The organism is Bradyrhizobium sp. (assembly GCF_049581145.1).
Classification (GTDB): domain Bacteria; phylum Pseudomonadota; class Alphaproteobacteria; order Rhizobiales; family Xanthobacteraceae; genus Bradyrhizobium.
Genome location: NZ_JBAURI010000093.1, coordinates 1 through 8,767 on the forward strand (window position 1 = coordinate 1; position 8,767 = coordinate 8,767).

At 65.1% G+C, this 8,767-nt stretch carries 8 protein-coding genes; all 8 read left to right on the plus strand.

Annotated features, from left to right (window positions below):
• Positions 1-1,296, plus strand: a 1,296-nt coding sequence (gene hydA, locus WCB02_RS02855) for a dihydropyrimidinase (RefSeq protein ID WP_423956164.1), incomplete at its 5' end; no start/stop codon positions are given.
• Positions 1,297-1,331: 35 nt separating this feature from the next.
• Positions 1,332-2,309 carry an NAD-dependent epimerase/dehydratase family protein gene (locus WCB02_RS02860; RefSeq protein WP_423956166.1) on the plus strand — a complete coding sequence of 326 codons (978 nt, stop codon included), beginning with the start codon at positions 1,332-1,334 and terminating at the stop codon, positions 2,307-2,309.
• A 1-nt stretch (position 2,310) separates the two neighbouring features.
• Positions 2,311-3,072, plus strand: a complete 762-nt coding sequence (locus WCB02_RS02865; protein ID WP_423956168.1) for an SDR family oxidoreductase — start codon at positions 2,311-2,313, stop codon at positions 3,070-3,072.
• Positions 3,069-4,478 (plus strand): NAD(P)-binding domain-containing protein, encoded by a 1,410-nt coding sequence (locus WCB02_RS02870; protein ID WP_423956170.1) that lies wholly within the window; start codon positions 3,069-3,071, stop codon positions 4,476-4,478. Before WCB02_RS02865 ends, WCB02_RS02870 begins: the two co-directional genes overlap by 4 nt.
• 150 nt (positions 4,479-4,628) lie before the next feature.
• Positions 4,629-6,245: an ABC transporter substrate-binding protein gene (locus tag WCB02_RS02875; RefSeq protein WP_423956172.1), complete on the plus strand. Its 1,617-nt coding sequence runs from the start codon at positions 4,629-4,631 to the stop codon at positions 6,243-6,245.
• A gap of 9 nt (positions 6,246-6,254) precedes the next feature.
• Entirely contained in the window at positions 6,255-7,286 is a 1,032-nt protein-coding gene (locus tag WCB02_RS02880; protein WP_423956180.1) for an ABC transporter permease, read from the plus strand.
• Entirely contained in the window at positions 7,283-8,131 is an 849-nt protein-coding gene (locus WCB02_RS02885; protein WP_423956175.1) for an ABC transporter permease, read from the plus strand. Before WCB02_RS02880 ends, WCB02_RS02885 begins: the two co-directional genes overlap by 4 nt.
• A gap of 11 nt (positions 8,132-8,142) precedes the next feature.
• Positions 8,143-8,767, plus strand: a 625-nt coding sequence (locus WCB02_RS02890) for an ABC transporter ATP-binding protein (protein ID WP_423956178.1), incomplete at its 3' end; no start/stop codon positions are given.

The window sequence follows — 8,767 nt, forward strand, 5'->3', positions numbered from 1 at the left end:
GTCGACAGCCACGCCCATATCGAGCAGCTCTCGGCCGCGGGCATCATGAATGCCGACAGCTTCGAAAGCGCGACGGTTTCCGCGGCGTTCGGCGGCACCACCACCGTGATCTCGTTCGCGGCCCAGCATGTCGGCATGAAGCTGCCGCAAGTGCTGGAAGACTATCATGCGCTGGCCCGACGTGGTGCCGTCATCGACTACGCCTTTCATATGATCATCGCCGATCCGACCAGGGAAACATTGGAGAGGGATCTCCCGGCCCTGATCAAGCAAGGCCATGCCTCGATCAAGATCTTCATGACCTATGATCGCCTGAAGATCGAGGACGAGCCGCTGCTCGACCTGCTGCTGGCGGCGCGCGACGGCGGCGCGCTGCTCTGCGCCCATGCCGAGAACCATGGCATCATCTCGTGGATGGTGAAACGGCTGCTCGCGCGCGGCTATACCCATCCCAGATATCACGCCGTCAGCCATGCCCGTGTTTCCGAGGCCGAGGCCTTCAACCGGCTGATCGGCATGGCCGCGCTGATCGATCAGCCGATCATGATCTTTCATGTCTCGACAGCGGAAGGCGCCAAGGTGATCCGCGATGCGCGCGGGCAGGGGCTGAAGGTGTTCGCGGAGACCTGCCCGCAATATCTGTTTCTCACCGCCGACGATCTCGACAAACCGGGCGCGGACGGCGCCAAATGGATGTGCAGCCCGCCGCCGCGCCGCGCCGCGGATCAGGAGGCGCTGTGGCGGGCGCTCGCGCTCGGCGATCTCCAGACCATCTCGTCCGACCACGCGCCATATCGTTTCGACGAGACCGGCAAGCTGCGCGCCGGTCCCAATCCCAATTTCAAGCAGGTCGCGAACGGCCTGCCCGGCCTCGAAACCCGACTGCCGCTGCTGTTCGACGCCATGGTGTCCAAGGGCCGGCTCGGACTGGAAAAGTTCGTCGAGCTGACGGCGACCGCGCCGGCAAAAATCTACAATCTGCATCCGCGCAAGGGCTCGATCGCGATCGGCGCCGATGCGGACATCGCGATCTGGGATCCCGAGCGCGAGGTCACGCTGAGCGACCCAATGATGCACGATCTCACCGGCTACACGCCGTTTGCCGGCCGCAAATTACAGGGGTGGCCGGTCACTGTGCTGTCGCGCGGACGGGTGATCGTGGCGGACGGCAAACGTTCGGTCGAGGCCGGCTCCGGCCGCTTCCTGGCGCGTAGCGGAGGCGAGGCGGCGAAGCCGACCGGACGCCTGGTCGCGGATATGAATCCAGAGCAGAATTTTGGCGCGAGGCTGTTGTGAGCACGCGCTGGCTTGCCCGACGATCGGATTGAGCGATGAGGATCCTCGTCTTTGGCGGCACCGGCTTCGTCGGCCTCAATATCGCGGCGGCGCTCCTGATGCGCGGTCACGCCGTGACATTGTTCGACCGCGCCGGCCCGCCGCCTGCCGCGCAAAGGGTCTTCGCCGAACATTCGGATCGTCTGGCAATCGTGCAGGGCGATGTGACCGATCGGCCGCTTGTCGAAGCGACGATCGGCAGGGGTTTTGACGCCCTCGTTCTCGGGGCAACCATCACCGCCGGTCCGGAGCGCGAGGCGGCCGATCCCGAAAGCATTCTTCGCGTCAATCTGCTCGCTCACATCCCGATCTTGAGCGCGGCGCGGCGCTGCGGCATCAAGCGTCTGATCAATCTGTCGTCCGGCTCGGCTTACGGGACCAGCGGATTTCGTACCACGCTGCTGGATGAAGAGGGTCCCTGCGATCCGGTGTCGCTCTACGCGATCAGCAAATTTGCCTCCGAAAAGGTCGCAGCGCGGCTGGCGGCGCTGTGGCAGTGCGAGATCGTCAATGTGCGGCTGAGCGCGGTGTTCGGGCCCTGGGAGCGCGCCACCGGGGTTCGGGATACTCCAAGCCCGCAGTCGCAGATTCTCGCAGCCCTGCAGCAGGGACGCGAGGCCGTTCTGGAGCGTCCGGGCGTGCGGGACTGGATCTACGCGCCCGATGTCGCCGATGCCGTGACCGTGCTGGTCGAGGCCGCAAAGCCGAGGCACCAGCTCTACAACATCTCAACCGGCGTCGAATGGTCGGCGCTGCATTGGGGCCACGCGTTGGCCGCGCTGCATCCCGGCCTGATTTGCCGGCTCGCCGATTCAGGCGAGGCGCCAACGGTCGACCTGCACAGTTCCGCCGACCGCGCGCCGCTCTCGATCTCGCGCATGGCGGACGAATTCGGCTGGCGCGCGCGATTCGGCTGTGCGGAATCGGCCGCTGATCTCAGCCGTTGGTGGACCGAGCATCGAGGGGAAGCTTGATATGAGATTGCAAGGGCGAACAGCGATCGTGACCGGAGCGGGCTCCGGCATCGGCCGCGCCAGCGCATTTCTGCTTGCGAAAGAGGGCGCATCGGTCGCGTTGGTCGATCGGGATGAAGCGGGCTTGCAGGAGACGATGGCGGCGATCGGGAACGCGACCGGCGGCGTATCGGCGCATGTTGGCGATGTCGGCGATCCCGATTTCGCAAAGGCCGCAGCTGGAGAGATCATGGCGCGGCAGGGTCGGGTCGACGTGCTGATGACCGCGGCTGGCATTTCGTCCGGCGGCACGGTGTTGACGACCGATCCGGCCGATTGGGACGCGGTGTTCCGCACCAATGTCGGCGGCACCTGGTTGTGGTCGCGCGCGGTTATCCCGGAGATGCAGCGGCAGCGATCCGGCTCGATCATCACGGTGGCGTCGCAGCTCGCGATCGCCGGCGGCCGCAACAACAGCGCCTATATCGCCGCCAAGGGCGCGATCATCAGCCTGACCCGGACCATGGCGCTGGATTTCGCTGACGACGGCATCCGCGTCAACGCCATCGCGCCAGGCGCAATCGAGACGCCGATGCTGCGGCGAAGTTTTGCCCGCCATGCCGATCCGGACCGGGTACGGGAAGCCTCAAGGAATCGCCACGCCATGAAGCGATTTGGCAGGGCGGAGGAGGTGGCCGAGGCGGCGCTGCATCTCGCCGGCGACGCATCGTCCTTCACGACCGGCACGGTGATGGTGGTGGACGGCGGCTGGCTCGCGGCATGAGTGGTGCATCGATGGCCCTTGAAGCCCGGGTCCGCGCCGATCTGGCGAAGATCGCCCATCCGCAAGCTGCGTGGCTGGTGCCGAAGCCGGGACCGGACGGCAGGCCGGCACTCGACGTGCTCGTGGTCGGCGGCGGCCAATCCGGCATCGCCATCGCCTTCGGCCTGCTGCGCTCACAGGTGACCAATTTCGAGGTCTTGGATAAATCCGAGCAGGGACAGGAAGGGCCGTGGCTCAGCTATGCCCGCATGCATACGCTGCGCAGCCCGAAACACTACACCGGCCCCGATCTCGACATTCCGAGCCTGACCTACCAGTCCTGGCATGAGGCACGGTTCGGCGAGGACGATTGGCGCGACCTCGAGCTGATTCCGCGACAGCTCTGGGCCGACTACCTGCTCTGGTTCAGGCGCGTCGTCGGCATTCCCGTGCGCAATGGCTGCGAGGTCATTGAGATCGCGCCCGCGGCGGGCGGCCTGCTCGCGGCCACGGTACAAAACGCCGCCGGCATCGAAACGCTCTACGCGCGGAAAATCGTGCTGGCGACGGGGCAGGAGGGCATGGGGGATTGGAGCATTCCACAGCCGCTCTCCCACCTGCCGGCGTCGCTGTGCGCGCATGCCGCGCAGCCGATCGATTTCGCAGGCCTGCGCGGTAAACAGGTTGCGGTCATCGGCGCCGGCGCATCGGCGTTCGACAATGCCGCGGCAGCTCTGGAGGCCGGTGCTGCCATGGTGCACCTGTTCTGCCGCCGAGCGGAGATCCAGCTGGTGCAGCCCTATCGCTGGCTGACCTTCCGCGGGTTCCTGAGGCATTTCAGCGATCTGGATGATGCCTGGCGCTGGCGCTTCATGCGCGCCATCCTCGAGATGCGCGAAGGTTTTCCGCAGGCGACCTATGATCGCTGCGCGCACCACGGCAATTTTCATCTGCATGAGGGCGCGCCGATCGAAGCCGCCCGAGCGACTGATGGTGGCGTTGCGTTGCAAACCCCCGGCGGCGTATTCGCGGCCGATTTCGTGATCTGCGGCACCGGCATCGACATGAATTTTGTGGGCCGGCCGGAGCTGCGCAACTGCGCCGCCAATATCGCGACCTGGGCCGACCGCTACCAGCCGCCGGCCGACGAACGCAATCCGCGGCTTGGACGTTTTCCCTATCTCGCCGACGACTACGCATTGCGCGAGCGCGTGCCCGGCGCGACTCCGTGGATATCCCAAATTCACGTCTTTGCCATCGCCTCGACCATGAGCTTCGGTCCGTCCGGCTCCTCGATCAACGCGATGACGACGGCGGTCCCGAAGCTCGTGCACGGACTGACGCGCGGCTTGTTTCGCGCCGATATCGAGCGGCACTGGGCGTCGTTCAGGGCTTATGACGTTCCGCAGGCAGTCATCGAGCGGTAAATCACAGTAAAATCCCAGTAAATCAAGCGATTGGACCGATATCTTGACGTGCCCGCAGTGCCATCTCGACCTGGCGGTTGGCATATCGCTTGCTTTGGGGTTTGGTGTTCCCGCTGCCGAAATATAACCCGGGAACAAGAGGATAGATTGATGAGCGTCCTGGCATCCAAGCGCCTGTTTTTGGTCGTGGCCTGCATCGCGTTGGCGCTGGCCGCCGGACCCGCGGAGGCGCAAACCCGTGCCGAGACGCTGCGCTATGTGACGGGAGCCGCCGTCAACACGCTCGATCCGAATATTCCGGGTTCGACCCGCGAGTCCTTTGCGGTGAGTCTTGGCACCTATGACCGGCTGGTGGCGTTTGGCCGCAAGCAGCTCAACGGCAAATGGGTGTTTGATCTCGACAAGATCACCGGCGAACTCGCCGATACCTACGAGGTCAGCTCGGACGGGCTGACCATCACATTCCACTTGCGCAAGGACGCCAAATTCCAGGACGGCACGCCGGTCACCGCGGATGACGTGAAATGGTCGCTGGACCGCGCCGTCACGGCGCCGGTGCTGGGCAAGGCGCAACTCCTCACCGGTTCGATGACCAGCGCCGACCAGTTCAAGGTGATCGATCCCCTGACCTTCGAGGTGACGCTGCCGAAGCCGGACAAGCTGGCCCTGCCCAATCTCGCCACCGTGTATCCGATCATCATCAACGCCAAGCTCGCCAAGGCGCATGCGACGGCTGACGACCCCTGGGCGATGGCCTGGCTGAAGGAGAACACCGCCGGCAGCGGCGCCTATCAGATCGAGACGTTCAAGCCGGGCGAACAGGTCATCATGAAGCGCGACCCGGCCTGGAACCGGGGCTCGGCGGATAAGCCGGCGTTCTTCAAGCGGGTCATCATCCAGTCTGTACCGGAGCCTGCGACACGCGCCAATCTGGTCGAGCGCGGCGACGCCGATATCGTCATCGACCTGCAGGCCAGCGACGTGCAGTCGCTCGAAGCCAAGGGCAAGCTCAAGGTGATCTCGACGCCGCAATACAACGCGGTCACCTTCATTTCGATGAACAACAAGATTCCGCCTTTCGACAACGTCAACGTGCGACGCGCCGTGGCCTTTGCGCTGCCTTATGAAGACATGTTCAAGGCGGCGCTGTTCGGCCGCGGCGCGCCGCTGTTTGGCGCGACCTGGCCGGACGACAAGCCGTCGAGCGGCGCCTATCCGATCCCCCAGCCCATCAAACTCGATCTCGACAAGGCCAGGGATTATCTGAAGGCGGCCGGTCTGCCCGACGGTTTCTCCACTACCTTCAGCTTCAATGTCGGGCAGGCTTCGACCGCCGAGCCGATGGCGGCCCTGGTGAAGGAATCGCTCGCCAAGATCGGCATCAAGGTCGATATCCAGAAGCTGCCGGATGCGCAGATGTCGACGCAGATCAACGAGAAGAAACTGCCGTTCTTTACCGAGGGCATCGTCGCCTGGCTGCCTTCGACCGACTATTTCTACCGCAATTTCTACACCGGCGATCAGCGCTGGAACTACTCCTCGATCAACGATCCCGAACTGGTGGCGATTGCGCAGGAAGCCCGCTTCGAGCCCGACAAGGCCAAGTACGAGGAGGACGGCCGAAAGCTCAATGCCATCGATTTCAGCGAAATGCCGCAGATCCCGCTCTGGCAGCCAAACCAGGACGCCGTGATGGCGCCCTCGATCGAGGGCTACACCTATGAATTTCACCGCCAGGTCGATTATCGCGATCTCAGTCGCAAGTAGCCGCGCATGATGGCGGCCTTTGCTGCAACCATGATGTGGGCGGGGAGGCGCTTCCTCTCCTCGCTTCCGGCCTTGTTCGGCGTACTGGTTTTCACCTTCCTGTTGATGCGGGTGCTGCCGGGCGATCCGGCGGTGTTCTTCGCCTCCGGTCCGAATGCGGGCAAAGAGGAGATCGAGGCCATCCGCAAGCAGATGGGGCTCGACAAGCCGGTGCCGGACCAGCTGGTGCGCTATCTCTATGATGTCGGCCGCGGCAATCTCGGCCGATCGATGATGACCGGGCAGTTGGTCACGACCGACCTGCGCGAGCGGCTGCCGGCCTCGCTGGAACTGACGATCGCCGCGCTCCTGATCGCGCTGGTGTCGGCTGTGCCGCTGGGCGTGCTGGCAGCGCTGAAGCCGGGCTCCCTCATCGACCACGGCGTGCGATTGTTCTGCGCGCTCGGCGTCTGCGTGCCGACCTTCGTGTCAGGCCTGCTGTTGATCTACGTCTTCTATTATCTGCTCGGCCTCGCGCCCGACCCGACCGGCCGGGTCGATATCTTTGCGACACCGCCGCCGTCGCGGACCGGATTCCTGCTGATCGATTTCCTGCTCGCCGGCGATATCGACGGATGGTGGGCCGCGTTCAGGCAATTGATCCTGCCGGCCGCGACCATGGCGCTGTTCGTGGTGGCGCCGCTGGCGCGGATCACGCGCGCCTCGATGCTGGTCTCGCTCGGCAGCGATTTCGTGCGCACCGCGCGCTCGATCGGCCTGCCGTGGTGGCGGATCGTCGTCACCTATGCCTTGCGCAATGCCATCCTGCCGGTCATCACCATCGCCGGCATCGTGTTCTCGACCATGCTGGGCGCCAATGTCCTGGTGGAAAAAGTGTTCTCCTGGCCGGGCGTCGCCTCCTATGCACTCGATGCGCTGCTCTCGTCCGACTACGCACCGGTGCAGGGTTTCGTGCTGCTAATGGCGAGCCTGTTCGTGGTCGTCAATCTCCTGGTGGATATTCTCTATGGCATCGCCGATCCCCGGGTGACGATCGGATGACCGGCGCGACGCTTCGCCATGCTGGCTGGATCCTGCGCGGCAACCCGCTCACCGCACTTGCCGCCGCCGGCGTGGTCCTGCTGATGCTGGTCGCCATTTTCGGGCCGTCCCTCGTGCCGTACGATCCGATCGTCTCGGATGTGCCGCAGGCGCTGATGCCGCCAAGCGCTGCCCATCTCGCCGGGACCGATCAACTCGGCCGCGACGTCTTCAGCCGCGTCATCGTGGCGGCACGGCTCGATCTCGCGATCGCCGTCTCGGCGGTCGGAATCTCCTTCATCATCGGCGCCGTGATCGGCGCGATCTGCGGCTATGCCGGCGGCCGGCTTGATCGCGCGGTCGGCCGCCTCGTCGACGTGCTGATGGCCTTTCCGCTATTCGTCCTGGCCATGGCGATGGTCGCAGCACTCGGCAACCGTGTCGAGAATATCATCATTGCGACCGCGATCATCAATCTGCCGTTCTACATCCGCTTCGCGCGAGCCGAGGTCAATGTGCGCCGCAATCTCGGCTGGGTCGAGGCGGCGCGCGCCTGCGGCGACAGCCACATCTCCGTCATCCTGCGTTTCCTGCTGCCGAACGTGCTGCCGGCCATGGCGGTGCAGATGTCGCTCAATCTCGGCTGGGCGATCCTCAATGCGGCCGGCCTGTCGTTCATCGGCCTCGGTGTCAAGCCGCCGACACCCGAATGGGGCATCCTGGTCGCCGAGGGCGCACGCTTCATCTCGACCGGCAAATGGTGGCTGGTGGCCTTTCCCGGGCTGGCGCTGATGCTCACCGTGCTGTGCTTCAACCTGCTCGGCGACGGCCTGCGCGATATCCTCGATCCGCGCATGCGCACATGACCGAGCCGCACATGACCGAGCCGCTTCTGGCCCTGCGCGACCTGCATGTGACGTTCTCGACCCGGCGCGGCCCGGTCGAGGCCGTCCGCGGCGTCACGCTGTCGCTCGATCCCGGCGAGATGCTCGGTCTGGTCGGCGAAAGCGGCTCGGGCAAGTCGGTCACCGGTTTCGCGATCACGCAGCTGCTCGATGCCGCCGGCCGGATCACGGCGGGCCAAATCCTGTTTCGCGGGCAGGACCTCACCAGGCTGCCTGCGGGCGATTTCCGCAGCCTGCATGGCGCCGCGATGGCGATGATTTTCCAGAATCCGCGGGCGGCGTTGAATCCGATTCGCGCCGTCGGCGAACAGATTGCCGATGCCATCCTGGCCCACAAGCAGGTCTCGCGCGGCGTGGCGCGCGCAGAGGCGTTGCAGCTGCTGCGCGCCGTGCAGATCCGCGATCCCGAGCGGCGGCTCTCCGCCTATCCGCACGAGCTTTCCGGCGGCATGTGCCAGCGCGTGATGATCGCGATCGCGATGTCCTGCGATCCGGCGCTCTTGATCGCCGACGAGCCGACCACCGGCCTCGATGTCACGACCCAGAAGGTGGTGATGGACCTGCTCGCCGGCGTCGCGGCCGCGCGCGGCATGGCGA

Coding starts and splice junctions, on each gene's coding strand:
- WCB02_RS02860 (WP_423956166.1), top strand. CDS start 1,332: ATGAGGATCCTCGTCTTTGGCGGCACCGGCTTCGTCGGCCTCAATATC.
- WCB02_RS02865 (WP_423956168.1), top strand. CDS start 2,311: ATGAGATTGCAAGGGCGAACAGCGATCGTGACCGGAGCGGGCTCCGGC.
- WCB02_RS02870 (WP_423956170.1), top strand. CDS start 3,069: ATGAGTGGTGCATCGATGGCCCTTGAAGCCCGGGTCCGCGCCGATCTG.
- WCB02_RS02875 (WP_423956172.1), top strand. CDS start 4,629: ATGAGCGTCCTGGCATCCAAGCGCCTGTTTTTGGTCGTGGCCTGCATC.
- WCB02_RS02880 (WP_423956180.1), top strand. CDS start 6,255: ATGGCGGCCTTTGCTGCAACCATGATGTGGGCGGGGAGGCGCTTCCTC.
- WCB02_RS02885 (WP_423956175.1), top strand. CDS start 7,283: ATGACCGGCGCGACGCTTCGCCATGCTGGCTGGATCCTGCGCGGCAAC.